The 25,402-nt window shown below is 67.3% G+C and carries 26 protein-coding genes; 18 read left to right on the plus strand and 8 right to left on the minus strand.

Features of this window, described 5'->3' with window-relative positions:
• Positions 1 to 5: 5 nt before the first annotated feature.
• From PQB87_RS05850 to PQB87_RS05865, 4 genes are all read left to right on the plus strand, one after another.
• Positions 6 to 668: a LutC/YkgG family protein gene (locus PQB87_RS05850; protein ID WP_489242675.1), complete on the plus strand. Its 663-nt coding sequence runs from the start codon at positions 6 to 8 to the stop codon at positions 666 to 668.
• A 43-nt stretch (positions 669 to 711) separates the two neighbouring features.
• The gene (locus PQB87_RS05855; RefSeq protein WP_027788023.1) at positions 712 to 2,142 is read left to right on the plus strand and encodes a sodium:proton antiporter; all 1,431 of its coding nucleotides are present in this window, start codon (positions 712 to 714) and stop codon (positions 2,140 to 2,142) included.
• A gap of 81 nt (positions 2,143 to 2,223) precedes the next feature.
• Positions 2,224 to 3,213 carry a 2-hydroxyacid dehydrogenase gene (locus tag PQB87_RS05860; protein ID WP_021159714.1) on the plus strand — a complete coding sequence of 330 codons (990 nt, stop codon included), beginning with the start codon at positions 2,224 to 2,226 and terminating at the stop codon, positions 3,211 to 3,213.
• Positions 3,210 to 4,688: a DNA recombination protein RmuC gene (locus tag PQB87_RS05865; protein WP_489242676.1), complete on the plus strand. Its 1,479-nt coding sequence runs from the start codon at positions 3,210 to 3,212 to the stop codon at positions 4,686 to 4,688. Before PQB87_RS05860 ends, PQB87_RS05865 begins: the two co-directional genes overlap by 4 nt.
• A gap of 88 nt (positions 4,689 to 4,776) precedes the next feature.
• Here the strand turns inward: PQB87_RS05865 and PQB87_RS05870 are convergent, their stop codons facing one another.
• The 6 genes from PQB87_RS05870 to PQB87_RS05895 form a co-directional block, all read right to left on the minus strand.
• Positions 4,777 to 5,262, minus strand: a complete 486-nt coding sequence (locus tag PQB87_RS05870; protein WP_489242677.1) for a GNAT family N-acetyltransferase — start codon at positions 5,260 to 5,262, stop codon at positions 4,777 to 4,779.
• Positions 5,259 to 5,534 carry a hypothetical protein gene (locus PQB87_RS05875; RefSeq protein ID WP_006401288.1) on the minus strand — a complete coding sequence of 92 codons (276 nt, stop codon included), beginning with the start codon at positions 5,532 to 5,534 and terminating at the stop codon, positions 5,259 to 5,261. The genes PQB87_RS05870 and PQB87_RS05875 overlap by 4 nt, the downstream gene beginning before the upstream one ends.
• A 39-nt stretch (positions 5,535 to 5,573) precedes the next feature.
• Positions 5,574 to 6,872: a molybdopterin molybdotransferase MoeA gene (moeA, locus tag PQB87_RS05880; RefSeq protein WP_489242678.1), complete on the minus strand. Its 1,299-nt coding sequence runs from the start codon at positions 6,870 to 6,872 to the stop codon at positions 5,574 to 5,576.
• Between the two features lie 105 nt (positions 6,873 to 6,977).
• Positions 6,978 to 7,595, minus strand: a complete 618-nt coding sequence (gene mobA, locus PQB87_RS05885) for a molybdenum cofactor guanylyltransferase MobA (protein ID WP_048022956.1) — start codon at positions 7,593 to 7,595, stop codon at positions 6,978 to 6,980.
• A 27-nt stretch (positions 7,596 to 7,622) separates the two neighbouring features.
• Positions 7,623 to 8,735: a GTP 3',8-cyclase MoaA gene (gene moaA, locus PQB87_RS05890; RefSeq protein WP_111939650.1), complete on the minus strand. Its 1,113-nt coding sequence runs from the start codon at positions 8,733 to 8,735 to the stop codon at positions 7,623 to 7,625.
• Between the two features lie 131 nt (positions 8,736 to 8,866).
• Positions 8,867 to 12,001 carry an Rne/Rng family ribonuclease gene (locus PQB87_RS05895; protein WP_489242679.1) on the minus strand — a complete coding sequence of 1,045 codons (3,135 nt, stop codon included), beginning with the start codon at positions 11,999 to 12,001 and terminating at the stop codon, positions 8,867 to 8,869.
• Positions 12,002 to 12,724: 723 nt separating this feature from the next.
• On the opposite strand from PQB87_RS05895, the gene PQB87_RS05900 reads away from it, so the two are divergent.
• From PQB87_RS05900 to PQB87_RS05915, 4 genes are read left to right on the plus strand one after another with little or no spacing between them, the layout of a single operon-like run.
• Positions 12,725 to 13,729, plus strand: coding sequence for an RluA family pseudouridine synthase (locus PQB87_RS05900; protein WP_489242680.1), 1,005 nt, complete (start codon positions 12,725 to 12,727; stop codon positions 13,727 to 13,729).
• Between the two features lie 11 nt (positions 13,730 to 13,740).
• Positions 13,741 to 14,400 carry an HAD-IA family hydrolase gene (locus PQB87_RS05905; RefSeq protein WP_059681826.1) on the plus strand — a complete coding sequence of 220 codons (660 nt, stop codon included), beginning with the start codon at positions 13,741 to 13,743 and terminating at the stop codon, positions 14,398 to 14,400.
• Complete coding sequence (locus PQB87_RS05910) at positions 14,397 to 14,798, plus strand: Rieske (2Fe-2S) protein (protein ID WP_153488006.1); 402 nt, start codon at positions 14,397 to 14,399, stop codon at positions 14,796 to 14,798. Before PQB87_RS05905 ends, PQB87_RS05910 begins: the two co-directional genes overlap by 4 nt.
• Before the next feature lie 12 nt (positions 14,799 to 14,810).
• Positions 14,811 to 15,803: a S49 family peptidase gene (locus PQB87_RS05915; protein ID WP_059681827.1), complete on the plus strand. Its 993-nt coding sequence runs from the start codon at positions 14,811 to 14,813 to the stop codon at positions 15,801 to 15,803.
• A 62-nt stretch (positions 15,804 to 15,865) separates the two neighbouring features.
• On the opposite strand, the gene PQB87_RS05920 is transcribed toward PQB87_RS05915, so the two are convergent.
• Together PQB87_RS05920 and PQB87_RS05925 are read right to left on the minus strand one after the other, a co-directional pair.
• Positions 15,866 to 16,588, minus strand: coding sequence for an SAM-dependent methyltransferase (locus PQB87_RS05920; protein WP_027788014.1), 723 nt, complete (start codon positions 16,586 to 16,588; stop codon positions 15,866 to 15,868).
• Positions 16,585 to 17,217 (minus strand): Maf-like protein, encoded by a 633-nt coding sequence (locus PQB87_RS05925; RefSeq protein WP_059681829.1) that lies wholly within the window; start codon positions 17,215 to 17,217, stop codon positions 16,585 to 16,587. Before PQB87_RS05925 ends, PQB87_RS05920 begins: the two co-directional genes overlap by 4 nt.
• 221 nt (positions 17,218 to 17,438) lie before the next feature.
• Here PQB87_RS05925 and PQB87_RS05930 point away from each other — a divergent pair, with 221 nt between their 5' ends.
• From PQB87_RS05930 to rpoE, 10 genes are all read left to right on the plus strand, one after another.
• On the plus strand, positions 17,439 to 18,077 hold the full coding sequence (locus PQB87_RS05930) for a DUF177 domain-containing protein (RefSeq protein WP_059486572.1): 639 nt from the start codon (positions 17,439 to 17,441) through the stop codon (positions 18,075 to 18,077).
• A gap of 98 nt (positions 18,078 to 18,175) precedes the next feature.
• Positions 18,176 to 18,355: a 50S ribosomal protein L32 gene (rpmF, locus tag PQB87_RS05935; protein ID WP_006051932.1), complete on the plus strand. Its 180-nt coding sequence runs from the start codon at positions 18,176 to 18,178 to the stop codon at positions 18,353 to 18,355.
• A gap of 129 nt (positions 18,356 to 18,484) precedes the next feature.
• Positions 18,485 to 19,591, plus strand: a complete 1,107-nt coding sequence (plsX, locus tag PQB87_RS05940; protein ID WP_027788012.1) for a phosphate acyltransferase PlsX — start codon at positions 18,485 to 18,487, stop codon at positions 19,589 to 19,591.
• Positions 19,592 to 20,581: a beta-ketoacyl-ACP synthase III gene (locus PQB87_RS05945; protein ID WP_027788011.1), complete on the plus strand. Its 990-nt coding sequence runs from the start codon at positions 19,592 to 19,594 to the stop codon at positions 20,579 to 20,581.
• Between the two features lie 83 nt (positions 20,582 to 20,664).
• A complete protein-coding gene (gene fabD, locus PQB87_RS05950) occupies positions 20,665 to 21,597 on the plus strand; it encodes an ACP S-malonyltransferase (protein WP_489242681.1) in 933 nt (310 codons plus the stop codon).
• A 36-nt stretch (positions 21,598 to 21,633) separates the two neighbouring features.
• A complete protein-coding gene (gene fabG, locus PQB87_RS05955) occupies positions 21,634 to 22,383 on the plus strand; it encodes a 3-oxoacyl-ACP reductase FabG (protein ID WP_006476504.1) in 750 nt (249 codons plus the stop codon).
• Between the two features lie 144 nt (positions 22,384 to 22,527).
• Positions 22,528 to 22,767, plus strand: coding sequence for an acyl carrier protein (acpP, locus tag PQB87_RS05960; protein WP_004197638.1), 240 nt, complete (start codon positions 22,528 to 22,530; stop codon positions 22,765 to 22,767).
• 167 nt (positions 22,768 to 22,934) lie between these two features.
• Positions 22,935 to 24,167: a beta-ketoacyl-ACP synthase II gene (fabF, locus tag PQB87_RS05965; protein ID WP_021159697.1), complete on the plus strand. Its 1,233-nt coding sequence runs from the start codon at positions 22,935 to 22,937 to the stop codon at positions 24,165 to 24,167.
• 12 nt (positions 24,168 to 24,179) lie between these two features.
• Positions 24,180 to 24,644, plus strand: coding sequence for a hypothetical protein (locus PQB87_RS05970; protein WP_021159696.1), 465 nt, complete (start codon positions 24,180 to 24,182; stop codon positions 24,642 to 24,644).
• A 91-nt stretch (positions 24,645 to 24,735) separates the two neighbouring features.
• Entirely contained in the window at positions 24,736 to 25,335 is a 600-nt protein-coding gene (gene rpoE, locus PQB87_RS05975) for an RNA polymerase sigma factor RpoE (protein WP_006490873.1), read from the plus strand.
• Positions 25,336 to 25,402 lie beyond the last annotated feature (67 nt).

Raw genomic sequence — 25,402 nt, forward strand, 5'->3', positions numbered from 1 at the left:
CGTTCATGGACACTTCCGCTGCCCGTCGCCAGATCCTCGCGCGCATTCGCGCGGCGCAGGGGCGTGCGGCCGAACCCGATGCGGCCGAGCGCGACGGCGTTGCCGACTATCTCGCCCGTCATCCGGAGGGCCCGCGCCCGCCGGCGCCGGCCGACCTCGTCGCGGCATTCGTCGACGAAGCGGCCCGTCTGTCGACGACGGTCGACGAAGTCGCGGCGCTTGCCGATGTGCCGGCCGCCGCGGCCCGCTACCTGTCCGCTCACGGCCTGCCGACGCAGGCCGTCGCATGGCGCACGCTGGCCGATTTCGACTGGGCGGGCGCAGGCCTGTCGGTCGAATGCCGCAAGCCGTGCGACGGCGATCTGGTCGGCCTTACCGGCTGTTTTTGCGCGACCGCCGAAACGGGCTCGCTGGTGCTGCTGTCCGGCCCCGACACCTATGCGTCGGCGGGCCTGCTGCCGGAAACGCACATCGCGATCGTTCCCGCGTCGCGGATCGTCGCCGGTCATGAGGACGCCTTTGCGCTGATCCGCGCGGAGCGCGGCGAATTGCCGCGCGCGGTCAATTTCGTGTCGGGCCCGTCGCGCACGGGCGATATCGAGCAGACCATCGTACTGGGCGCACACGGCCCGTACCGCGTTCACGTGATCGTCGTACGGGGCGCATGACGCGCCCGCCGCATCCACCACCATTCGAACAAGGAAGTTCTGCATGAAACGACATGCCGCCTGGGCGGGCATGGCGTCGGGGATCGCGCTTGGCGCCGTTCCCGCGCTTGCATCGGCCGCAACGCTCGACGGTGCCGCGCTGTCTGCCCTCTGGGGCATCCCGTTCGCCGGAATCCTGCTGTCCATCGCACTGTTCCCGCTCGTCGCCCCCGTCTTCTGGCATCACCACTTCGGCAAGATTGCCGCCGCGTGGGCGGTCGTGTTCCTGATCCCGTTCGGATTCGCGTTCGGCGCGGGCACCGCGTTCGGCACGCTCGTGCATGCGCTGCTCGAGGAATACATTCCGTTCATCGTGCTGCTCACCGCGCTCTATACGGTCGCGGGCGGCATCTGCGTGAACGGCAATCTGCACGGATCGCCGAAGCTCAATACCGCGATCCTCGCGCTCGGTACGCTGCTCGCGAGCGTGATGGGCACGACGGGGGCCGCGATGCTGCTGATCCGGCCGCTGCTGCGCGCCAACGACAATCGCAAGCATGTCGTGCACGTCGTGATCTTCTTCATCTTCCTCGTCGCGAACGCGGGCGGCTCGCTGTCGCCGCTCGGCGATCCGCCGCTGTTCCTCGGTTTCCTGAACGGCGTGAGCTTCTTCTGGACGACCACGCACCTCGCACTGCCGATGCTGTTCATCTGCGCGGTGCTGCTGACACTGTTCTTCGTGCTCGATACGTACTTCTACCGGAAGGGCGGCGAGGAGCGGCCGGCCGTGCTCGACCCGACGCCGGACGGCGCGGCGCTGTCGATCGACGGGAAGATCAACTTCGTGCTGCTCGCGGCCGTGGTTGCGCTCGTGCTGATGAGCGGCATCTGGAAGCCGGGCATCGCGTTCGACGTATGGGGCACGCACGTCGCGCTGCAGAACCTCGTGCGCGACGTCGCGCTCGTGGGCGTGACGCTCGCGTCGCTCGCGCTGACGCCGCGTTCCGCGCGCGAGGGCAACGCGTTCAACTGGGCGCCGATCGAGGAAGTCGCGAAGCTGTTCGCGGGGATCTTCGTGACGATCGCGCCGGTGATCGTGATCCTGCGCGCCGGCGCCGACGGCGCGTTCGCGCAGATCGTCCACCTCGTCACGGGGCCGGACGGCAAGCCGATCGACGCGATGTACTTCTGGGCGACAGGCATCCTGTCGTCGTTCCTCGACAACGCGCCGACCTATCTCGTGTTCTTCAACCTCGCGGGCGGCGATGCCCAGTCGCTGATGACGACCGGCGCGTCGACGCTCGCCGCGATTTCCGCGGGCGCGGTGTTCATGGGCGCGAACAGCTATATCGGCAACGCACCCAACTTCATGGTGAAGGCGATCGCCGAATCGCGCGGCGTGAAGATGCCGAGCTTCTTCGCGTATCTCGGCTGGGCGCTGGTCGTACTGATACCGGTATTCCTGCTGACGTCGTGGCTTTTCTTCACGGCGTAAGCTGACGATTTTCAACCTTGAGCGGGCGGTCCCGGCGGCGCACGGCGCGCTTCGATCCGCCCGCGGCATGCGGAGATGGCGATGCAGAAGATCCTGGTCGCGCGTCCGATCTTTCCGGACGTGATCGAGCGGCTCAAGCAATATTTCGACGTCGACTGGAACAACGGCGACGCACTCGCGCCCGGCGCGCTCGCCGCGCGTCTGGCCGACAAGGACGGCGCGTTGACGGCCGGCGATCCGGTCGGCGCGGCCGAGCTCGCCGCGGCGCCGCGCCTGCGCGTCGTGGCGAACATGGCGGTCGGCTACAACAACTTCGACATGGCTGCGTTCAACGCGGCGAACGTGCTCGGCACCAACACGCCCGACGTGCTGAACGAGTCCACCGCCGATTTCGGCTGGGCGCTGATGATGGCCGCCGCTCGCCGGATCGCCGAATCCGAGCACTGGCTGCGCGCCGGCCACTGGCAGAAGTGGGCTTACGACGGGTTCCTCGGCAGCGACATCTACGGCTCGACGCTCGGCGTGATCGGAATGGGGCGCATCGGCCAGGCGCTCGCGCGCCGCGCGCGCGGCTTCGGGATGCAGGTGATCTATCACAACCGGTCGCGTGTCGCGCCCGAGATCGAGGCCGAGCTGAACGCCGAATACGTATCGAAGGATGCGCTGCTCGCGCGCGCCGATCACGTCGTGCTCGTGCTGCCGTACACGCAGGAAAACCACCATACGATCGGCGCGGCCGAACTCGCGAAGATGAAACCCACCGCGACGCTGACCAACATCGCGCGCGGCGGGATCGTCGACGACGCGGCGCTGGCCGTCGCGCTGCGCGACGGGACGATCGCCGCCGCCGGCCTCGACGTGTACGAAGGCGAGCCGACGGTGCATCCGGCGTTGCTCGAGGTGCCGAACGTCGTGCTGACGCCGCATATCGCGAGCGCGACCGAAAAAACGCGCCGCGCGATGGCGAACCTCGCCGCCGACAACCTGATCGCCGCACTGGGCGAGGGGCCGCGCGCGGGGCGGCCGCCGAATCCGATCAACCCTGACGTGATCGGGAAGCCGCGCGCATGACGATGACGTTGTTGCTTGCGGCGGTCGTCGTGCTGGCCGTCGCGCTCGCGGTGGCGATCGTCGCGCTCATGCGTGGCGCTGGCCGTCACGACGATACGGCGGTACTGGGCGACCAGATCGAGGACGCCGCGCACGCGCAGGCGCGCGCGGTCGAGCGGCTCGAACGTGAATTGCGCGGCGAGATCGTCGAGAACGCGCGCGGCTCGCGCACCGAGCTGGCCGGCAGTTTTGCGCAGCTTCAGCAGACGCTCGCCGCGCAGCTGACGAGCGTGGCGACCGTGCAGAACAACCAGGTCGAAGGCTTCGCCCAGCAGCTCGGCAAGCTCGTCGCCGGCAATGCGCAGCAGTTCGACGCGATGCGCGAGAGTTTGCAGCGCCAGGCGCAGCAGGCGCGCGAGGAGCAGACGGGCGCGCTCAGGCTGTTCGGCGACACGTTGAACCGGCAGCTCACGCAGCTGACCGAGGCGAACGATCGCCGGATCGGCGAAGTGCGCGCGACGCTCGAACAGCGGCTGAAGGAAATCGAGACGAACAACGCGGTGAAGCTCGAGGAGATGCGCCGCACCGTCGACGAGAAACTGCACGCGACGCTCGAGCAGCGGCTCGGCGAATCGTTCAAGCTCGTGTCGGACCGGCTCGAGCAGGTGCATCGCGGGCTCGGCGAGATGCAGACGCTCGCGGCGGGCGTCGGCGATCTGAAGAAAGTGCTGACCAACGTGAAGACGCGCGGCACCTGGGGCGAAGTGCAGCTCGAGGCGCTGCTCGAGCAGATGCTGACGCCCGAGCAGTACGCGAAGAACGTCGCGACGGTGCCGAAGAGCAGCGAGCGCGTAGAGTTCGCGATCCGGCTGCCGGGGCGCGATGCCGGTACGCGCGATGCGCCGCCCGTGTGGCTGCCGATCGACGCGAAATTCCCGCGCGAGGATTACGAGCGGCTGATCGACGCGCAGGAGCGCGCCGATGCGGCGGCGGTCGAGGAAGCGGCCCGCGCGCTCGAAGCGCGTGTGCGGCTCGAGGCGCGCACGATCGCCGAGAAGTACGTCGCGCCGCCGCACACGACTGATTTCGCGCTGTTGTTCCTGCCGACCGAAGGGCTCTATGCGGAGATCCTGCGCCGCCCGGGGCTGACCGACCTGCTGCAGCGCGACTATCGCGTGACGGTGGCCGGCCCGACGACGCTCACCGCACTGTTGAACAGCCTGCAGATGGGTTTCCGCACGCTCGCGATCGAGCAACGGTCGAGCGAGGTGTGGCAGGTGCTCGGCGCGGTAAAAACGGAATTCGGCAAGTTCGGCGACGTGCTCGCACGCACGAAGGCGCAGCTCGAAACGGTCACGCGCTCGATCGAGTCTGCCGAGCAGCGTACGCGCGTGATGAACCGCAAGCTGAAGCAGGTCGAGGCGCTGCCGGGCGACGCGGCGGCCGGGCTGCTCGGTGCGGAAGGTAGCGACGGTGCCGATGCGGACGACGCGTGACGCGCGTTGCCGATACCGGCCGGAACGAAAACGGGCGCCGCGGCGCCCGTTTTTTCATGCAGCGATTGCCGGTGCGGCCGCGATGCGCTCAATGCCCGGCGAGCGTGTCCAGCGCGTCGCCCGTCACGCGAACGATGCGCCAGTCGGGCAGCACGGTGGCGCCCATCTTCTCGTAGAAATCGATCGCAGGCTGGTTCCAGTCGAGAACCGACCATTCGAAGCGCCCGCAACGGCGCTCGGCGGCCAGGGCCGCGAGGTGACGCAGCATCGCGGTGCCGAGGCCCGTGCCGCGTTGCGACGGCTGCACGTACAGATCCTCGAGATAGAGGCCACGACGGCCGAGGAACGTCGAGTAATTGTGGAAGAACAGCGCATACGCGACGATCGCGCCGTCGTGTTCGGCCACCCGTGCTTCGGCGGCAGGCCGCGCGCCGAACAGCGCGTCGGCGAGATCGGCCTCGGTCGCGACGAACAGATGCGTGAGCTTCTCGAATTCGGCGAGCTCGCGCATCAGCGCGAGGATCGCACCGACGTCGCTCGCTTGCGCCGCACGGATCAGCGGTGTGCCGCTCACGCTTCCTCCGGCGGATCGGACAGCACGATCTCGATGCCGCCGAAGCGCGATGCGACCCAGTTGTACGCGTGGCACGCGATCCACAGCAACACGAAGCCGAGGATGGCGTTCAGCAGCAGCGCGCTCAGGATCGTGCTCAGTTCGACCATCCCGTAACGAACGTAGGCGACGAGAATGCCGAGCAGCACGATCGGCACGCTGAACGTCAGGTAGACGAGGATCAGCGCCTTGGCGGTCTGCCCCGCGGCGATCGACGAAATTTGTTTCTTCATGTGCGGATTGCCCCCGTAGAGATATACCGATAGTGGAATTCAGATCAGGCCGTCGAACGGCAGGATGTCGACCGGGGTGCCCGCGTCGACTGCCGCGGTATCGTGGCCCAGGACGATGAAACAGTTGGCAGCCGAGAGGCCGCTCAGCGACGCGGAACTCTGCGAGCCGGCAGGTGTGACGTGCCAGCGGCCGTCGGCGGCGCGTGCCGCGATGCCGCGCAGGTAGTCGGTGCGGTCCGGGCGTGTCTTCAGCGCATGCGTGCTGAGTGCCGTATGCATCGCCGGCGGCTGGGCCTGCGCGCCGGCCAGCGTCAGCAGTGCGGGGCGCACGATCGCGTAGAACGTCACGGCGGACGCGACCGGATTGCCGGGCAGGCCGAAGAACAGCGCGTGACCGGCGCCACCGGGCGCGCGCGCGAGCGTGCCGCACGCGAGCGGCCGGCCGGGACGCAGCGCAAGGCTGGCGAATGTCACGTCGCCGAGCCGTGCCATCACGTCGCGCGTGAAATCGGCTTCGCCGACCGATACGCCGCCGGACGTGATCACCGCGTCGGCGTGCGCGGCGACGGCGTCGCGCAATGCGGCTTCGAGCGTGGCCGGGTCGTCGCGGACGATCCCGAGGTCGATTGCGTCGACATGCAGTCGTTCGAGCATCGCGATCAGCATCCCGCGATTGCTGTCGTACAGTGCGCCGGGGCCGAGCGGCTCGCCGGGCTCGTGCAGTTCGTCGCCGGTGGAGAACACGGCGACGCGCACGCGCCGGCGGACCGTGACCTCGGTGATGCCGAACGACGCGAGCAGGCCGAGATCGGACGGTCGCAGGATGCGGCCCGCGGCGAGCGCGCAGGCGCCGCGCGCGAGATCCTCGCCGGCCTTGCGGCAGTTCGCGCCGCGCGCGATGTCATGCGCGACGAAGCGGATCGTGTCGCCGTCGGCGCGCACGCGTTCCTGCGGAATCACCGTGTCGCATCCGGCCGGCATCGGCGCGCCCGTCATGATGCGCACGCATGATCCGGTCGCCACGGTGCCGTCGAACGGATGGCCGGCGAGCGCGGTGCCGGCGACCGTCAGCGCGACATCCGCTTGCGGCGCCGCGTGCGTGCCGGTGCTGCCGTCGAACGCGTAGCCGTCCATCGCCGAGTTGTCGTAGGCGGGAATGTCGAACGGTGCGTTCACGTCGGCCGCGAGCACGCGGTCGAGCGCATCGCGCAGCGCCACCGTCTCGCACGCCGCGACGGGCACCGCAAAGCGGCACGCGAGTGCCTGCGCGTCGGCGAGCGACAGCGGGGCATCGGAATCGGGGGCGCTTCGGGAGGCGGGCGAGGATTGCGTGATCATCAGTCGGACTGCGCCGCAAGGCGTATCGGGTTCGTGGCCGGTGGCGCGAGGAGGGTGCCTGGGCGCGGGTTTCGCGTGCGGCGGGCGGGAACCGCGCGAGTGCCGTCAGCGGCGGGCCAGCGCGGCGAGTTCCTGCCAGGAGTTGGCATTGTAAAACGCACGCTCGTCGTGAAACTCGACTTCGACCGTCTTGTGGCGTGCGTACCACGCACGCACCTTGCGGTCGCCGGCCGCGAGCCGGGCGGCGAGATCGTCGGCCAGCGACGTGCGCAGCAGCGCGAACGTCGGCTGCGGCGAGCGCGCCTGCTGCGCGTCGACGGTCACCGCCATGGCGATGTCGGCCTGCTGCGCGTCGAGCGCCGCGTGCAGCCGTGCGACGAGGTCGGCAGGCAGGTAGGGCGTATCGCATGGCGAGCACGCGACGAGCGGCGCGCGTGCCGCCCGCATGCCGGCGAGCAGGCCCGCGAGCGGGCCGGGGAAGTCGGGCGTTTCGTCCGCGACGATGCGCGCGTCGAACGGCGCACCGAGTTCGGCATAACGATCGGCATGGCGATTCGCGCTGATCAGCGTTTCGTCGACCTGTGGCGAGAGACGGCGCAGCACATGCAGCGCGAGCGGCGTGCCGTCGAGCAACTGCAGGCCCTTGTCGACGCCGTCCATGCGTGTGGCCCGCCCGCCTGCGAGCAGCAGGCCGGCGATCGAGGGAGAGGTGGAAGCGGGCATCGCGAGAAGGCGGAAGGGCAGCGTGCGTCAGCCGCCGATATACGACATCTCGACACGCTTGCCGGCGCCGTCAGGCACGGTGTCGGCAGACGCGCTGCCGCGCAGCTGCGAATAACGGTCGGTGCGGGCCTGCCAGATGCGGGCGATCGCGGTCGCGATCTCGGCGTCGCTCGCGCCGCCGCGCACGAGTGCGCGCAGGTCGTGGCCCGTCGACGCGAACAGGCACAGGTACAGCTTGCCTTCGGTCGACAGCCGCGCGCGCGTGCAGTCGCCGCAGAAGGCCTGCGTGACGCTCGAAATCACGCCGAGCTCGCCGCTGCCGTCCGCATAGCCCCAGCGCTGCGCGGTTTCCGCCGCCGTGTGCGGCTCGAGCGGCACGAGCGGGAAGTGTTCGGCGATGCGTGCGATGACGTCCGCCGACGGCAGCACCTCGGTCATGTTCCAGCCGTTCGACGTACCGACGTCCATGTATTCGATGAAGCGCAGGATCACGCCGGTACCGCGGAAACGCTCCGCCATCGGCAGGATCTCGCTGTCGTTGGTGCCGCGCTTCACGACCATGTTGACCTTGACCGGCGCGAGGCCGGTGGCCTGGGCGGCGAAGATGCCGTCGAGCACGTCGGCGCTTGCGAACTCGGCATCGTTCATGCGCTTGAACAGCGTATCGTCGAGCGCGTCGAGGCTGACCGTCACGCGCGTGAGCCCGGCGTCCTTCAGCGCACGCGCCTTGCGGGCGAGCAGCGAACCGTTGGTCGTGAGCGTCAGGTCGAGCGGGCGGCCGTCATGCGTGGTCAGGCGTGCGAGGCGCTCGATCAGGAATTCGAGATTCTTGCGCAGCAGCGGCTCGCCGCCCGTGATGCGGATCTTCTCGACGCCGTGTGCGACAAAGAGTCGCGCCACGCGTTCGATTTCCTCGTGCGTGAGCAGCGCGCTGTGCGGCAGGAACGGGTAGTCCTTGTCGAAGACGGCGCGCGGCATGCAGTACACGCAGCGGAAGTTGCAGCGATCCGTCACCGAAATGCGCAGGTCGCGCAGCGGCCTGGCGAGCGTGTCGGCCAGCGTGCCGTCCGGGGCGTGCGCGACGCCGGAGACGTCCGGCATCCCGCTGACGTCGGCGAGAGGAATGATGCGTCGGGACATGTTGAAAGAAGTGCGAACCAGACCTCTATTTTAGCCGCAAGCGGCGGGCCGGTCCGGTGGGCGGAAACCCGCAGCGCGGACGTGAAAAAGCCCGCCGGAGGCGGGCTTTTCCTGGTCGGGCGATGTGCCGGTCAGTGATGCGTCGTTTCGACCTGCTGCATCGGGGCCGTATCGACCGGCGGCAGTGCCTTGCGTTCGCGCGGCACGCGAGCCGGACGCGGGAGTCGCGACGCGGCTTCCTGTGCGGCGGCGAACTTGTCGGCGTCCGTGTTCACCCAGACGAGACCGGCCTGCTCCAGCACGACATCCAGGCTCGCCGAAGCGGGCGCGGCTGCCGGTTGTGCGGGAACCGGTGCCGGTGCCGGTGCTGCGACGGCCTCGACCGGCGCAGCTTCGACCGGTGCCAGCTCGACAGCCGCCGGAGCGGCTTCGATCGCCACGGCCGGCGCGGCTTGCTCGACGGGCGCGGACTGCGGTGCTTCGACCGCGGCAGGCGCTGCCGGCACTTCGAACGCGTCCGTCGGCGAAACCGCGACCGGAGCCGGACCGGCTTCCGTTTCGACGGCCGGTGCGACCGGAGCCGGTTCTACCGCGTGGGCAACAACCGCCGGTTCGACCGGCGCCGCTTCGACGTGTACCGGTGCCGGCTGCGGCTCGACAGCGGCCGGCGCAACCGGTTCGGCGTGGTGCTCGACCGCCGCTTCGGCGACGACGGCGCCTGCCGCAGCCGCGGCCACGACGACTGCCGGTGCGGCCGTGTGGGCCGGTTCGGCAGCGGCCGGTGCTTCCGGCGTCACGGCTTGCACGGCGGCTTCGCCATCTGCGCCTTGCTCGGCGTGGTCGACGACTGCGCCGTCTTCCTCGCGCTCGCGGCGACCGCCGCGGCGGCCGCGACGGCGACGGCGACGTTCCTCGCCATCACGCGCGCCGGCTTCCGCGTCGGCTGCCAGCTCGGCGCCGGGCAGGGCCTCGGCGACGGCCTTGTCGGCTTCCGGTTCCGGATGCGTTTCGCCACGGTTGACCGTTTCGAGCGTAGCCGCATGCTGGGTCGGCTTGCGGCGCTCGCCGCGCTCGCGACGTTCCTGGCGCTCGCCACGGGCGGCGGCTTCGACGCCTTCCGGCTGCTCGGCACGCTCGCGCGGCTCACGGTTCTCGCGCGGTTCGCGGCTTTCACGCGGCTCGCGGCCTTCGCGCGGGCCACGGCCCTCGCGACCTTCGCGACCCTCACGGCCTTCGCGGATCTCGCGACCTTCACGCGGCTCACGGCCCTCGCGCGGTTCGCGGTTCTCGCGCGGCTCACGTGCTTCACGCACTTCCTTGCCTTCGCGTTCCTGGCGTTGCTGCTGGCCGCGGCCTGCCGCAGCCTGGTCGCGTCCGCCTTGTGCCTGCTGGGCGCCGCCGCGACGGTTGCGGTTGCGATCGCCGCCGCGTTCGCCGCGTTGCTCGGACTTCTCGGCGCGTTCGCCGCGAGCCGGACGGGCTGCCTGCTCCTTCGCCGGTGCCGGGGCAACCGGTGCGGGCGCCGGAGCCGGCGCCACGCCGAACAGGCCCTTCAGCCAGCCGATGAAACCGCCGCTTGCCGGCGCGACGGGCGCGGGCGCGGCAACGGGTTCGACCGGACGCTGCGGTGCCGGGCTCGGCGCCGGACGCTCGGGCGTGATGCCCTTGACCGCGGCTTCCTGCTTCGGCTTCACTTCCGCCGCGCGCTTGCTGTAGCCGGTTTCCGACTCGAGTTCGCGGGCCGCTTCCTCGGCCATCTTCCAGGATGCGCGCGGATCGTCGAGACGTGCGTCGTCGTGGCGCAGGCGCTCGAGCTTGTAGTGCGGCGTATCGAGGTGCTTGTTCGGGATCAGCACGATGCCGACCTTGAAGCGCGACTCGATCTTGTTGATTTCCTGACGCTTTTCGTTGAGCAGGAAGGCGGTCACCTCGACCGGCACCTGGCAGTGGATCGCCGCGGTGTTTTCCTTCATCGCTTCTTCCTGAATGATCCGCAGGACCTGCAGCGCGGACGATTCGGTATCGCGGATGTGGCCGGTGCCGTTACAACGCGGGCAGGTCACATGGCTGCCTTCCGACAGGGCCGGACGCAGGCGCTGGCGCGACAGTTCCATCAGGCCGAAACGGGAGATCTTGCCCATCTGGACGCGCGCGCGGTCATGCTTGAGCGCGTCTTTCAGGCGTTGCTCGACTTCGCGCTGGCTCTTCGCCGATTCCATGTCGATGAAATCGATCACGATCAGGCCGCCGAGGTCGCGCAGGCGGAGCTGGCGGGCGACTTCGTCGGCCGCTTCGAGGTTCGTGCGGGTCGCCGTTTCCTCGATGTCCGCGCCCTTGGTCGCGCGCGCCGAGTTCACGTCGATCGCGACGAGCGCTTCGGTGTGGTCGATCACGATCGCGCCGCCCGACGGCAGCGGCACCGTACGCGAGTATGCGGTCTCGATCTGGTGCTCGATCTGGAAGCGGGAGAACAGCGGCACGTCGTCGTGGTAGCGCTTCACCTTCGCGACGTTGTCCGGCATCACGATATCCATGAATGCGCGGGCCTGATCGTGGATCTCGTTCGTATCGATCAGGATTTCGCCGATATCGGGCTGGAAATAGTCCCGGATCGCGCGGATCACGAGGCTCGATTCCAGGTAGATCAGCATCGGCTGGCCGGCGTTGCCGCTTTGCGACGCCGCTTCGATCGCGCGCCACAGTTGCAGCAGGTAGTTCAGGTCCCACTGCAGTTCCTCGGCGCTGCGGCCGATGCCCGCGGTACGGGCGATCATGCTCATGCCGTCCGGAATCTGCAGTTGCGCCATCGTTTCGCGCAGTTCCTGACGCTCGTCGCCTTCGATCCGGCGCGACACGCCGCCGCCGCGCGGGTTGTTCGGCATCAGCACCAGGTAGCGGCCGGCGAGCGAGATGAAGGTGGTGAGGGCGGCGCCCTTGTTGCCGCGCTCTTCCTTCTCGACCTGGACGATCAGCTCCTGGCCCTCGCGCAGTGCATCCTGGATGCGCGCGGAGCGCATGTCGATGCCTTCCTTGAAGTACTGGCGGGCGACTTCCTTGAACGGCAGGAACCCGTGGCGGTCTTCGCCGTAATTGACGAAGCACGCTTCGAGCGACGGCTCGATACGGGTGATGACACCTTTGTAGATATTGCCTTTGCGCTGTTCGCGCCCGGCGGTTTCGATGTCGATGTCGATGAGCTTCTGCCCATCGACGATGGCGACGCGCAGCTCCTCCTGCTGCGTCGCATTGAACAGCATGCGTTTCATGAACGGCTCCAGGCGGCTCCGCTGCCGGCGCCTCGCGGTTGTCAGTCGCGAGGGCGGGAACGACGGCAGGCCGCACCTTGTTGTGTTGTCACAAGCACGCTGGAGCGGGAACGATGGCGGGGAGAATTGCCTGAAGAGGCGCTTGGGCCCCGAAAGACGGGGCCGGCGGCCGTAGGGCACCTGCGAATACGGCTTCAAAGCACGGCGTTCACACACCGCACGCTGCACAAGCGCGCTAAGCCTGAGTCCGGGCATTGCCACGGGCGCGCGCAATGCGTCGCGCGCGCCGACGGGCGGCAGATGCTGCGGCTTGGGCCGCAGCGGGGAGTATCGAATCCAGCCCGACTTTCCCGCTTGGGGTGTACTTCCCTGGTTTGACGTCGCCAAGTCCCGCACGCTTCGCGGAACCAAATCGGGCGCAACGCCGTAATTTTCGCAACCGGCAGCCTGCGGACGCACCTCGCGCCGTCTGGCTGCCGATCAAATTCTTTTCAACCAACTTTCCGTTACCGCGGCACCTTGCCGACCGAATCCGCCTGTGGGCGCGATCCTTGCCGGCGAGCGGTGCCGTGCGTGCAACTTGCTGCATCTCTTTGATTAGGGGCGAGCAGCGGACCCCCGGCGCAAGTAAAATAGCGGTTTGCGCTTGCGCCTTGCCCGATTCGGTCGGGGCCGGCCGGTCAGGCCACCCACAACGTCAGGCTGGGCAAAATTATATTCAGTATGAATGAGTTAGGCAAAATATCCCAGAATTCGGTCGCAAGCGGCCAGGTATCGATGATCGAGATCGACGAAAACTCGGCCGGTCAGCGGATCGACAACTTCCTGTTGCGCGTCTGTAAAGGCGTGCCCAAAAGCCATATTTACCGGATCCTGCGCAGCGGCGAAGTGCGTGTGAACAAGGGCCGGATCGACGCGCAGTACCGTCTGGCCCTTGGCGACATCGTTCGCGTGCCGCCCGTGCGCGTGGCGGCGGCGGACCTCGCGCGCGCCGACACGCCCGTCGTGCCGCCCGCGAATTTCCACGTGCTGTACGAGGACGACGCGATGCTCGTCATCGACAAGCCGGCGGGAGTCGCGGTCCACGGTGGCAGCGGCGTCGCGTTCGGCGTGATCGAGCAGATGCGCCAGGCGCGCCCGCGCGCGAAGTTCCTCGAACTCGTGCATCGGCTCGACCGCGAGACGTCCGGGATCCTGATGCTCGCGAAGAAGCGCACGGCGCTGGTGGGCCTGCACGAGCAGATTCGCGAGAACCGGATGGACAAGCGCTACTTCGCGTGCGTGCACGGCGAATGGCAGCCCGACTGGGGCCGCCGTCGCGCGGTGAAGGCGCCGCTGTTCAAGTATTCGACCCCGGAAGGGGAGCGCCGCGTGCGCGTGCAGGACGACGGACTGCCGTCGCATACGGTGTTCAACCTCGTCGACCGCTGGCCGGACTACGTGCTCGTCGAAGCGGAACTCAAAACGGGTCGGACCCATCAGATCCGGGTGCATCTCGCCCATCTCGGCCTGCCGATCGCCGGCGACGCCAAGTATGGCGATTTCGCACTGAACAAGGCGCTGGCGCGCGCGAATGCGCAGCCGTCGCTGAAACGGATGTTCCTGCATGCGCACCGGCTGCGGCTCGCCCACCCGCTGACCGGCGAGGCGCTGCAGTTCGATGCGCCGCTGCCGGACGAATGCCGGCGCTTCCTCGACCAACTCAGCGCATTGCGCGATACCGCCTGAACCTGAACCGCATGGCTCGACAGCAATTTGACCTGATCGTCTTCGACTGGGACGGCACGCTGATGGATTCGACTGCGCACATCGCGCACAGCATCCAGGCCGCATGCCGCGATCTCGGCCTGCCCACGCCGTCCGACGAGGCGTCGCGCTACGTGATCGGCCTCGGCCTGCGCGACGCGCTGCAGATTACCGCTCCGACCCTCGATCCATCCGACTATTCGCGGCTCGCCGAGCGCTACCGCTATCACTATCTGCTCGACGACCAGCGCATCGAGCTGTTCGCCGGCGTGCGCGAACTGCTCGCCGAGCTGCGCGACACCGGTTATCTGCTCGCCGTGGCAACCGGCAAGGGCCGGGTCGGGTTGAATCGCGTGCTCGACCAGTCGAAGCTGACGAGCCTGTTCGATGCGACGCGCTGCGCGGACGAGACTTTCTCGAAACCCCATCCGGCGATGCTGCACGAGCTGTCCCGGGAACTGGGGCAGGATCTTTCTCGCACCGTGATGATCGGCGACACGACGCACGACCTGCAGATGGCCGCGAGTGCCGGGGCGGCCGGCGTCGGTGTCGCATACGGCGCGCACACGGCCGACGCGCTGGCTGCGCTCGCGCCGCGCTTCGTCGCGCCGGACGTCGAAGCGCTGGCCGCGTGGTTGCGGGAGCACGCATGAGCGCGGCGCCGGACGCGACGCGCGTGTGCGCATCGGATGCCCTGGCCGACGGCGGTGCCGGCGTGCGCGTCGACGCGACGCTGCGCGGCGAGCAGGCCGTCGTGTTCTTCGTGCGCTACGAGGGGCGCGCATACGGTTACCTGAACCGCTGCGCGCATGTGCCGATGGAGCTCGACTGGGCCGAAGGCCAGTTCTTCGAATCGTCGGGCCTCTACCTGATGTGCGCGACGCATGGCGCGATCTACGAGCCGAACACCGGCAAGTGCGTCGGCGGCCCGTGCCGCGGCGGCCGGCTGCGGCCGGTCGAGGTCGACGAGCGCGACACGGCCGACGGGCGTGCGGTATTCTGGGTGCCCGACGCCGACCTGCGTCCCGCCGTTTCCGCCACGACCGACTGACGACAACACCGCATGGCCGACCAACCGAATTCCCCGGATTCCTCCTCCCGTCCCGACAGCCGTGAACCGAACTGGGAGCGTGCGGCGCTCGAGCGGATCGCGCTCGCGGCCGTCAAGGAGCAGCGCGCGGCACGGCGCTGGAAGATCTTCTTCCGCTTCGCGTTCCTCGGCGTGTTCGTGCTGCTTGCGTTCGCGCTGATCGATTTCTCGAGCGATGCGAAGTTCTCGGCGAGCGGGCGGCATACGGCGCTCGTGACGATCGACGGCGAGATCGCCGCCGGCGTCAACGCGAACGCCGACGACATCAACACGGCGCTCGGCGCCGCGTTCGACGACGACGGTACGGCCGGCGTCGTGCTGCGGATCAACAGCCCGGGCGGCAGCCCGGTGCAGGCCGGGATGGTCTACGACGAGATCCGGCGGCTGCGCGCGAAGCATCCGGACAAGCCGCTGTACGTCGTCGTGACCGACATGTGTGCATCGGGCGGTTATTACATCGCGTCCGCGGCCGACAAGATCTTCGTCGACAAGGCGAGCATCGTCGGGTCGATCGGCGTGCTGATGGACGGGTTCGGCTTTACCGGCCTGATGGGCAAGCTCGGCGTCGAGCGGCGCCTGCATACGTCGGGCGAAAACAAGGGCTTCTACGACCCGTTCTCGCCGGACACGCCGAAGATGGACGCGCATGCGCAGGCGTTGCTCGACCAGGTGCACGCGCAGTTCATCAAGGCGGTGAAGGATGGCCGCGGCAAGCGGCTGCACGAGACGCCCGACATGTTCTCGGGCCTGTTCTGGACCGGCGAGAAAAGCGTCGAGCTCGGGCTCGCCGACGGCTTCGGCACGACCGACACGGTCGCGCGCGACGTGCTGAAGGCGCCCGATCTTGTCGACTATACGGTGAAGGAAAGCCTGACGAACCGTGTCGCGCGCAAGTTCGGCGCGGCCGTCGGCGGTGCCGCGATGAAGGCGCTGACGGCCGGCGGCGCGTCGGTCAGCCTGCGCTGACCGGAAGCGGGCGGGCCGCGATGGCCCGCCGATCGGCTGCCGGGCAGCCACCGGTCGCGGCTTCAGTTCGCCAGCAGCAGGAAGATCGCGGGGCGCTTGTGCAGATTCGGCGCAGGCGCCTTTTTCCAGTCCGTCACGGTGCGGCTCGCGATCGTCTCGGTCGCGAGGGTCAGGTCGGCCGCGACGCAGATCTGCGTCGACGGTGCGCAGGTCGCGACGAGCGTGTCGAGCATTGCCTGATTCCGGTACGGCGTTTCGATGAAGATCTGCGTCTGGCGCGCCTTGCGTGACAGCTGCTCGAGTTCGCGCAGGCGTTTCGCGCGCGCGGCCGCGTCGACCGGCAGGTAGCCGTTGAACGCGAAGCTCTGGCCGTTCAGGCCCGATGCCATCAGCGCGAGCAGGATCGAGCTCGGCCCGACGAGCGGCACGACCTTCACGCCGCGCTCGTGTGCGCGGCGCACCAGCAAGGCGCCGGGATCGGCGACGGCCGGGCAGCCGGCTTCGGATACGAGGCCGGCGTCCGCACCGGCCAGTACGGGCGCGAGCAGCCGGTCGATCTGGCCGGCCGGCGTATTGACGTTCAGTTCGCTGATCTCGATTTCCTGGATCGGGCGCGTCGTGCCGATCTTCTTCAGAAACGCGCGCGTCGTCTTTGCGTTCTCGCCGATGTAATAGCCGAGCGTGCCGGCGCGTGCCTGCACGGCCGCGGGCAGGACCGCCGCGAGCATCGATTCGTCGCCTTCGCCGAGCGTGTTCGGAACGAGATAGAGCGTGCCGGCCGTCATGTGCGGTCTCCACGGGTGGTTGCAAACAGCGGATATTCGGCGGCGCGCAGCATCCGCGTGAGCGCGATCAGCGGCAGGCCGACGAGTGCCGTCGGGTCGTTCGAGTCGATCGCGTCGAGCAGCGCGATGCCGAGCCCTTCCGACTTGGCGCTGCCGGCGACGTCGTACGGCGTTTCCGCGCGCAGGTACGCATCGAGTTCGGCCTCGGGCAGCGAGCGGAAACGCACGCGCGTGACGACGTCCTCGACCTGCGCTTCGCCCGTGCGGCTGTCATACAGGCAGAGCGCGCTGTGGAATTCGACTTCGCGGCCCTGCATCGACACGAGTTGCGCGAGCGCGCGCTCATGCGTGCCGGGCTTGCCGATCTGGAGCCCGTCGAAGGTCGCGACCTGGTCGGACCCGATCACGAGCACGCCGTCCGGCGCGTCGATCGTCGCGGCGACGGCGCGCGCTTTCGCGCCCGCAAGGCGCAGTGCGGTCGCGGCCGGCGTTTCGCCGTCGTGCGGGGTTTCGTCGAGGTCGGGCGACACGACGTCGAAGGGGATGCCGAGGCGCTCGAGGAGCGCGCGGCGGTAGCGTGAACTGGAGGCAAGAATCAGCCGCGGCGGGCGGCAAACGGTATCCGGCATGGTCGGTGGGATCGGTGAGTCGTCGGGTGTTGCGCAGCGTTGCTGCGGACGCAAGCTTAAGTGATTGACTGCAAAAGGTAAAACAGGTATGCTTTCCCGCTTTTCGTCGGCAGGCTTCCGTTGTGGTGGCGCCTGCCGGGTCTTCGGAAGTAAAGTACGGTCACCCGTACGCGAGCGGCACCAAGCCGGATCCGCAAGTCAGCCTGTAGGCAGGAGCGCACATGAACACTTCTTCTGGCAAACCTGCTGCGGCGCCACTTGATCCGCATGCAGTCGACCTGTTCGAGTTCGCCCGCAGCGGGCGGCAGGCAGCAGGCGCGGTGCGCCTCTCGCAACTGCCGCGCATGTTAAACGAAGTGCCCGCGGACGCGCCAGATCGCGACACGGTCTTCACATGGCAGGCGGAAGGGTTCACCCAGAAGGAGTTGCAGGACGACGGCGCCGACGGGCAGCAGCCGTATCTGCGTCTCGCGGTGCACGGTCATGCGTGGCTCACGTGCCAGCGCTGCATGACCCCGTACGACCAGACGTTCGACGTCGACATGACGTACCGGGTCGTCGCGACCGAAGAAGAAGCTGAAGAATTTCCGCTCGACGACGATGAAGCCGATGTGATCGTGGGCTCACGCCAGTTCGATCTCGTCGACTTGATCGAAGAGGAATTGCTGCTTTCGTTGCCGCTCGTGCCCAAGCACGAGGTTTGCCCGGCAGTTCACGAAAGCCTCGTGTCGGGTGCGAGCGGTCCCGCGGAAGAGACGGACGAGGAGTCCGACGAAGCCGGGGACGAAGGCAAACGGCCGAATCCGTTCGCGGCGCTTGAAGCGCTGAAGAAGGGCGGTGACGGCACCAAGAAACACTAAGCAGTTGTGGCGCGGGAAGGCGTAAAGGCTTTGGGCCAGGGTAGTTAAGCGCCGGATCGGGCTGTGTTAGAATCCGGAAAATTATTTAGGAGTTAGTCATGGCAGTCCAGCAAAACAAGAAGTCGCCGTCGAAGCGCGGCATGCATCGTTCGCACGATTTCCTGACGGCAGCGCCGCTGGCAGTCGAGCCGAGCACGGGTGAAGTGCACCTGCGTCACCACGTCAGCCCGAACGGCTACTACCGCGGCAAGAAAGTCGTCAAGACGAAGAACGACTAAGCGTCAAGTCACGCGTTGCGCGCTACGTTTGCCGTTCGCGTGACAACTGGTTCGCTTGACACTTTCCTGGCTCAACAAAAAGGCGGCATTCAACTGCCGCTTTTTTGTGCCTGAAATTCGTCGCATTCCATGACCGTAAAGCTCACAATCGATTGCATGGGAGGCGACCACGGCCCGTCCGTGACCGTTCCCGCGGCAGTCAAGTTCGTCCGCGCGCATCCCGATGCGCACCTGATGCTCGTCGGCATCGAAAGCGCGATCCGCGCTCAGCTGAAAAAGCTGAAAGTCCTCGACGATCCCGCGCTGACCATCGTTCCCGCCACCGAAGTCGTGGCGATGGACGACCCTGTCGAAGTGGCGCTGCGCAAGAAGAAGGATTCTTCGATGCGCGTCGCACTCAACCACGTCAAGGAAGGCGCGGCGCAGGCCTGCATCTCCGCCGGCAATACCGGCGCGCTGATGGCCGTTTCCCGTTACGTACTCAAGACGCTGCCCGGCATCGAGCGGCCCGCGATCGCGTTCGCGCTGCCGAACCCGACCGGCTACACGATGATGCTGGACCTCGGCGCGAACGTCGACTGCGAACCGCAGCACCTGCTGCAGTTCGCGGAAATGGGGCACGCGCTCGTGGCTGCGCTGGAAGGCAAGGAGCGTCCGACGATCGGCCTCTTGAACATCGGCGAAGAGATGATCAAGGGCAACGAGACGATCAAGCGCGCAGGCGAACTGCTGCGCGCCAGCACGCTCAACTTCCGTGGCAACGTCGAAGGCAACGACATCTACAAGGGCACGGTCGACGTGATCGTGTGCGACGGCTTCGTCGGCAACGTCGCGCTGAAGACGTCCGAGGGGCTTGCGCAGATGCTGTCGGACATCATCCGCGAAGAGTTCGGCCGTTCGCTGATGTCGAAGCTGATGGCGCTGCTCGCGCTGCCTGTCCTGATGCGTTTCAAGAAGCGCGTCGATCACCGCCAGTACAACGGCGCGGCGCTGCTGGGGCTGAAGAGCCTCGTGATCAAGAGCCATGGTTCGGCCGATGCCTACGCGTTTGAGTGGGCAATCAAACGCGGGTATGATGCCGTCAAAAACGGCGTGCTGGAGCGCCTCACGCGTGCGATGGCGGATAATTCGGTGTCGCTCGGCGACGGCGAACACAACGCGGGCGGCGCGGGCCATGCAAGCCCCGCCGCAGGCCATCACGCCGAACCTTCCGCTGCGCAATCCTCTAAAGCATAAATGGCCCAATCGACTCTCTATTCCCGCGTGCTCGGCACGGGCAGCTACCTGCCGCCCGACCGCGTCACGAACCAGCAGTTGACCGATCGTCTTGCGAAGGAAGGCATCGAGACGAGCGATGAATGGATCGTTGCGCGCACGGGCATCCATGCGCGCCATTTCGCCGCACCGGACGTCACGACCAGCGACCTCGCGCTCGAGGCGTCGCGTCGCGCGATCGAGGCCGCCGGCATCGATCCGCAGTCGATCGACCTGATCATCGTCGCGACTTCGACCCCCGATTTCGTGTTCCCGAGCACCGCGTGCCTGTTGCAGAACAAGCTCGGCATCAAGAACGGCGGCGCGGCCTTCGACGTGCAGGCCGTGTGTTCGGGCTTCGCGTACGCGATGGCGACGGCCGACAGCTTCATCCGCAGCGGCCAGCACCGCACCGCGCTCGTGGTGGGTGCGGAGACGTTCTCGCGCATTCTCGACTTCAAGGACCGCACGACCTGCGTGCTGTTCGGCGACGGCGCGGGCGCGGTGATCCTGTCCGCGTCGGAAGAGCCGGGCGTGCTCGGCAGCGCGCTGCACGCGGACGGCAGCTACTCGCATATCCTCTGCACGCCGGGCAACGTCAACCGCGGCGTGATCGAAGGCAGCGCGTTCCTGTACATGGACGGGCAGGCCGTGTTCAAGCTTGCGGTCAACGTGCTCGAGAAGGTCGCGATCGAGGCGCTCGCGAAGGCGAATCTCGCGCCCGAGCAGATCGACTGGCTGATTCCGCACCAGGCCAACATCCGCATCATGACCAGCACCTGCCGCAAGCTCGGCCTGCCGCAGGAGCGCATGGTCGTGACGGTCGACCAGCACGGCAACACGTCGGCCGCGTCGATCCCGCTGGCGCTCGACACCGCGGTGCGCGACGGTCGCATCCAGCGTGGCCAGCACGTGCTGATCGAAGGCGTCGGCGGCGGCTTCACCTGGGGCGCGTCGGTCTTCCGCTACTGATCCGCGGCGCGCGACTGCTGCGCGCGGATCCCACCGGCGCGCCATTCGTGCGCGCCGTCCGAATCGATTCAATTGGGGACGATATGAAATTTGCATTCGTATTTCCGGGGCAGGGCTCGCAGGCGGTCGGCATGCTCAACGCATTCGCCGATCTGGCCGTCGTGCGCGAGACGCTCCAGGAAGCGTCCGATGCACTCAATCAGGATCTCGGCAAGCTGATCGCCGAAGGCCCGGCCGAAGAGCTGAACCTCACCGCCAACACGCAGCCCGTGATGCTGACCGCGGCCTACGCGTGCTATCGCGCGTGGCAGCAGGCGGGCGGCCCGGTGCCGTCGATCGTCGCCGGACACAGCCTTGGCGAATACACGGCGCTCGTCGCCGCCGGTGCGCTCGCGTTCAAGGATGCCGTGCCGCTCGTGCGCTTTCGCGCGCAGGCGATGCAGACGGCCGTGCCGGTCGGCCAGGGCGGCATGGCCGCGATCCTGGGTCTCGATGACGACACGGTGCGTGCGGTATGCGCGGAAGCCGCGGAAGCGGGTGTCGTCGAGGCAGTGAACTTCAATGCGCCTGCACAGGTCGTTATCGCAGGCAACAAGGCCGCGGTCGAAAAGGCCTGCGAGATCGCGAAGGCGAAGGGCGCGAAGCGCGCGCTGCCGCTGCCGGTGTCGGCGCCGTTCCATTCGTCGCTGCTCAAGCCGGCGTCGGATCAGTTGCGCGACTACCTCGCGAACGTCGACGTGAAGGCGCCGCAGATTCCGGTCGTCAACAACATCGACGTCGCCGTGGTCAGCGATCCGGCCGCGATCAAGGACTCGCTGGTGCGCCAGGCCGCGGGCCCGGTGCGCTGGGTCGAGTGCGTGCAGCACATCGCAGGCACGGGCGTCACGCACGTGATCGAATGCGGTCCGGGCAAGGTGCTCGCCGGCCTGACGAAGCGCATCGACGGCAACCTGACGGGTGCGTCGGTTTTCGATCCGGCGTCGCTCGACGAAGCGCTCAAGCTGGTGACCGCCTGACGCGGCGCCTTTTCTCAAGAGACGGATATTCGATTCATGGACAAGACTCTCGATAAACAGGTTGCGATCGTTACCGGCGCATCGCGCGGCATCGGCCGTTCGATCGCGCTCGAACTCGCGCGCCTGGGCGCGACGGTGATCGGCACGGCGACGAGTGAGTCGGGCGCCGCTGCGATCACCGCGGCGTTCGCGGAAGCGGGCGTCACGGGGCGCGGTGCGGTGCTGAACGTCAACGACGCGGCAGCCGCCGAGGCGCTGATCGACGCGACCGTGAAGGAATTCGGCGCGCTGAACGTGCTCGTCAACAACGCGGGCATCACGCAGGACCAGCTCGCGATGCGGATGAAGGACGAGGACTGGGACGCGGTGATCGACACCAACCTGAAGTCGGTGTTCCGCCTGTCGCGCGCGGTGCTGCGCCCGATGATGAAGGCGCGTGGCGGCCGCATCATCAACATCACGTCGGTGGTCGGCTCGGCCGGTAACCCGGGTCAGGTCAACTATGCAGCCGCGAAGGCGGGCGTCGCGGGCATGACCCGTGCGCTCGCACGTGAAATCGGCAGCCGCGGCATCACCGTGAACTGTGTGGCGCCGGGCTTCATCGATACCGACATGACGAAGACGCTGCCGGAAGAACAGCAGGCCGCGCTCAAGACCCAGATTCCGCTCGGCCGCCTCGGCAGCCCGGAAGACATTGCCCACGCCGTCGCGTTCCTCGCATCGCCGCAGGCCGGTTACATCACCGGTACGACGCTGCACGTGAACGGCGGCATGTACATGTCGTAACGATTTTCGTTTACCATCCGCGCCGTATCCCGTTTTTCAGGCGGATCGGCGCTTGATCGACCATCAAGCCAACGCGCGTTTTGGCGTCAGCAAACCTGATAAAATGCGCGCACTTGTAAATCTGAACTTTCCCTCGGAGGGGTAATGGACAACATCGAACAACGTGTCAAGAAGATCGTCGCTGAACAACTGGGCGTCGCGGAAGCCGAGATCAAGAACGAAGCTTCGTTCGTGAACGACCTGGGCGCCGACTCGCTCGACACCGTCGAACTGGTGATGGCTCTCGAAGACGAGTTCGGCATGGAAATTCCGGACGAAGAAGCAGAGAAGATCACGACCGTTCAGCAAGCGATCGACTACGCTCGCGCAAACGTCAAGGCGTAACAGGCGCCTTTCGCGCTTGTCCGCCACGTCGCCGCGATCTTCGCGATTGACGCGCCATCCTGCCGGCCTCGCGCCGGACGGACTAACAGCCACAGGGCTCGCAGGGCTGGTTCCTGTGGCCACTGTGGCTTTTGTTTTTGTCATCCAATAATGGAAAAGAGGTTACCGTGAGCCGCCGTCGTGTTGTTGTTACAGGCCTGGGGCTGATTTCGCCTGTTGGCAATAATGTTGCCGACGGCTGGGCCAATCTCGTCGCCGGCAAGTCCGGCATTGCCACCGTCACGAAGTTCGACCCGTCGAACCTCGCCGTCCATTTCGCGGGCGAAGTGAAGGGGTTCAGCGCCGAGGAGTACATCCCGGCGAAGGAAGCCCGGAACATGGATACGTTCATCCATTACGGCATCGCCGCCGGCGTCCAGGCCATCAAGGACAGCGGGCTGGAGGTGAACGAAACCAATGCGGAACGCATCGGCGTGCTGGTCGGTTCCGGCATCGGCGGTCTGCCGATGATCGAAGATACGCACCAGACCTACGTCGATCGCGGCGCGCGCCGGATTTCGCCGTTCTTCGTGCCGGGTTCGATCATCAACATGATCTCGGGTCACCTGAGCATCATGTTCGGCCTGAAGGGCCCGAACCTCGCGGCCGTCACGGCCTGCACGACCGGCCTGCACAGCATCGGCCTCGCGGCGCGCCTGATCCAGGCCGGCGACGCCGACGTGATGGTCGCGGGCGGCGCCGAATCGACGGTGTCGCCGCTCGGCATCGGCGGTTTCGCGGCAGCGCGTGCGCTGTCGACCCGCAACGACGATCCGGCCACCGCGTCCCGACCGTGGGACAAGGATCGCGACGGCTTCGTGCTGGGCGAAGGTGCGGGCGTGATGGTGCTCGAGGAATACGAAGCGGCGAAGGCACGCGGTGCGAAGATCTACGCGGAAGTCTCGGGTTTCGGCATGACGGGCGATGCGTACCACATGACCGCACCGAACATGGACGGCCCGCGCCGCTGCATGGTCGCGGCACTGCGCGACGCCGGCGTGAACGCGGACGAGGTCCAGTATCTGAACGCGCATGGCACGTCGACGCCGCTGGGCGACAAGAACGAGTCCGACGCAGTGAAGGCGGCCTTCGGCGAGCATGCGTACAAGATCGTCGTGAACTCGACGAAGTCGATGACGGGCCACCTGCTGGGCGGCGCGGGCGGCCTCGAGTCGGTGTTCACGGTGCTCGCGCTGCACAACAACGTGTCGCCGCCGACCATCAACATCTTCAACCAGGACCCCGAGTGCGATCTCGATTACTGCGCGAACACCGCACGTGACATGAAGATCGACGTGGCCGTGAAGAACAACTTCGGCTTCGGCGGTACCAACGGCACGCTGGTGTTCAAGCGCGTCTGACGCCGCAGTCACTTGACGAGTCCATTCGATGCGCCGGCCGGGCGTCCGCAGCGCTTTGCGTTGCGGGCCTCGGCCGTGTCATATGTCGTGCTGGCCGCGTTCGTCGCGTCGGCTGCCGCGTCGGCCTACCTGTTCTGGGCGCCGCGCGCGGGCGCTGCCGCGGGCGCATGCGTGTCGGCCGTGACGGCCGCGCTGCTGGCCGTATGCGCCGCGCGGGCCTGTGCCCGCCGGCTGCCGGCCGAACTGCGGATCGACGCGTTCGGGGAAATCGCGGCGTTCGGCCGCACCGGGCGCCTGCTGGCCCGTGGCCGCGTGACGGGGCATGCGCACTGGAGCAGCCTGCTGCTGGTGCTGTCGGTCGGGCAGGGTGCCCGGCGGGCCCGGCCGCTGCTGATTCCGGCCGATGCGCTCGACGCCGCATCGTTCAGCGCGCTTTCCGTGCTGGCGAAGACGGCGGGCGCGGCGGGGCGGGCATGACGGCGGCGCGGTTACGTACCGTAACCAGCGTCCGGCGCGGGAACGTTACAATGACGCTCCGCGTTGCATCCCTAGTTAACGGATTTGTCAGGTGAGTGAAAAAGAAATCGATCAGGCTCTGGTCGAACGCGTACAGAAGGGCGACAAGGCGGCGTTCGAACTCCTGGTCTCCAAATACCACCGCAAGATCATTCGGCTGATCTCGCGCCTCGTGCGTGATCCCGCCGAGGTCGAGGATGTGGCCCAGGACGCGTTCATCAAGGCGTATCGTGCGCTGCCGCAATTCCGCGGCGAATCGGCGTTCTATACGTGGTTGTACCGAATTGCCGTCAACACGGCGAAGAACTACCTTGCGACGCAAGGCCGCCGGGCGCCGACCTCGACCGAGGCCGATGCGGAGGAAGCGGAAACTTTCTCCGACGCAGACCAACTAAGGGATATCAACACGCCTGAGTCGATGTTGATGAGCAAGCAGATTGCCGAGACGGTCAACGCTGCCATGGCTCTGCTGCCCGAGGAACTGCGCCAGGCAATTACGCTGCGTGAGATCGAGGGCCTGAGCTACGAAGAGATCGCGGAAATGATGGGCTGTCCGATCGGGACGGTCCGGTCGCGGATCTTCCGTGCACGCGAGGCAATCGCTGCCAAATTGCGTCCGCTGCTCGATACGCCCGAAGGCAAGCGCTGGTAAGCGCGACAGGCGGAGCGACGCGGGTCGGGGTCTAGTTACGGTTAGAGTCGTGAAGTCACGACGGGGT

The organism is Burkholderia sp. KL41 (genome assembly GCF_057005415.2).

Bases quoted from the DNA above. Each gene is read 5' to 3' on its own strand.
- fabG (WP_006476504.1), top strand. From the start codon at position 21,634: ATGGACAAGACTCTCGATAAACAGGTTGCGATCGTTACCGGCGCATCG.
- PQB87_RS05920 (WP_027788014.1), bottom strand. From the start codon at position 16,588: ATGACGGCCGGCACGCTCTATCTCGTTCCGAACACGCTCGGCGAAGGC.
- PQB87_RS05910 (WP_153488006.1), top strand. From the start codon at position 14,397: ATGAGCGCGGCGCCGGACGCGACGCGCGTGTGCGCATCGGATGCCCTG.
- PQB87_RS05945 (WP_027788011.1), top strand. From the start codon at position 19,592: ATGGCCCAATCGACTCTCTATTCCCGCGTGCTCGGCACGGGCAGCTAC.
- PQB87_RS05850 (WP_489242675.1), top strand. From the start codon at position 6: ATGGACACTTCCGCTGCCCGTCGCCAGATCCTCGCGCGCATTCGCGCG.
- plsX (WP_027788012.1), top strand. From the start codon at position 18,485: ATGACCGTAAAGCTCACAATCGATTGCATGGGAGGCGACCACGGCCCG.
- PQB87_RS05905 (WP_059681826.1), top strand. From the start codon at position 13,741: ATGGCTCGACAGCAATTTGACCTGATCGTCTTCGACTGGGACGGCACG.
- fabD (WP_489242681.1), top strand. From the start codon at position 20,665: ATGAAATTTGCATTCGTATTTCCGGGGCAGGGCTCGCAGGCGGTCGGC.
- PQB87_RS05860 (WP_021159714.1), top strand. From the start codon at position 2,224: ATGCAGAAGATCCTGGTCGCGCGTCCGATCTTTCCGGACGTGATCGAG.
- PQB87_RS05865 (WP_489242676.1), top strand. From the start codon at position 3,210: ATGACGATGACGTTGTTGCTTGCGGCGGTCGTCGTGCTGGCCGTCGCG.
- rpmF (WP_006051932.1), top strand. From the start codon at position 18,176: ATGGCAGTCCAGCAAAACAAGAAGTCGCCGTCGAAGCGCGGCATGCAT.
- PQB87_RS05900 (WP_489242680.1), top strand. From the start codon at position 12,725: ATGAATGAGTTAGGCAAAATATCCCAGAATTCGGTCGCAAGCGGCCAG.
- mobA (WP_048022956.1), bottom strand. From the start codon at position 7,595: ATGCCCGCTTCCACCTCTCCCTCGATCGCCGGCCTGCTGCTCGCAGGC.
- PQB87_RS05930 (WP_059486572.1), top strand. From the start codon at position 17,439: ATGAACACTTCTTCTGGCAAACCTGCTGCGGCGCCACTTGATCCGCAT.
- PQB87_RS05855 (WP_027788023.1), top strand. From the start codon at position 712: ATGAAACGACATGCCGCCTGGGCGGGCATGGCGTCGGGGATCGCGCTT.
- acpP (WP_004197638.1), top strand. From the start codon at position 22,528: ATGGACAACATCGAACAACGTGTCAAGAAGATCGTCGCTGAACAACTG.
- PQB87_RS05875 (WP_006401288.1), bottom strand. From the start codon at position 5,534: ATGAAGAAACAAATTTCGTCGATCGCCGCGGGGCAGACCGCCAAGGCG.
- moeA (WP_489242678.1), bottom strand. From the start codon at position 6,872: ATGATCACGCAATCCTCGCCCGCCTCCCGAAGCGCCCCCGATTCCGAT.
- PQB87_RS05915 (WP_059681827.1), top strand. From the start codon at position 14,811: ATGGCCGACCAACCGAATTCCCCGGATTCCTCCTCCCGTCCCGACAGC.
- PQB87_RS05895 (WP_489242679.1), bottom strand. From the start codon at position 12,001: ATGAAACGCATGCTGTTCAATGCGACGCAGCAGGAGGAGCTGCGCGTC.
- PQB87_RS05925 (WP_059681829.1), bottom strand. From the start codon at position 17,217: ATGCCGGATACCGTTTGCCGCCCGCCGCGGCTGATTCTTGCCTCCAGT.
- moaA (WP_111939650.1), bottom strand. From the start codon at position 8,735: ATGTCCCGACGCATCATTCCTCTCGCCGACGTCAGCGGGATGCCGGAC.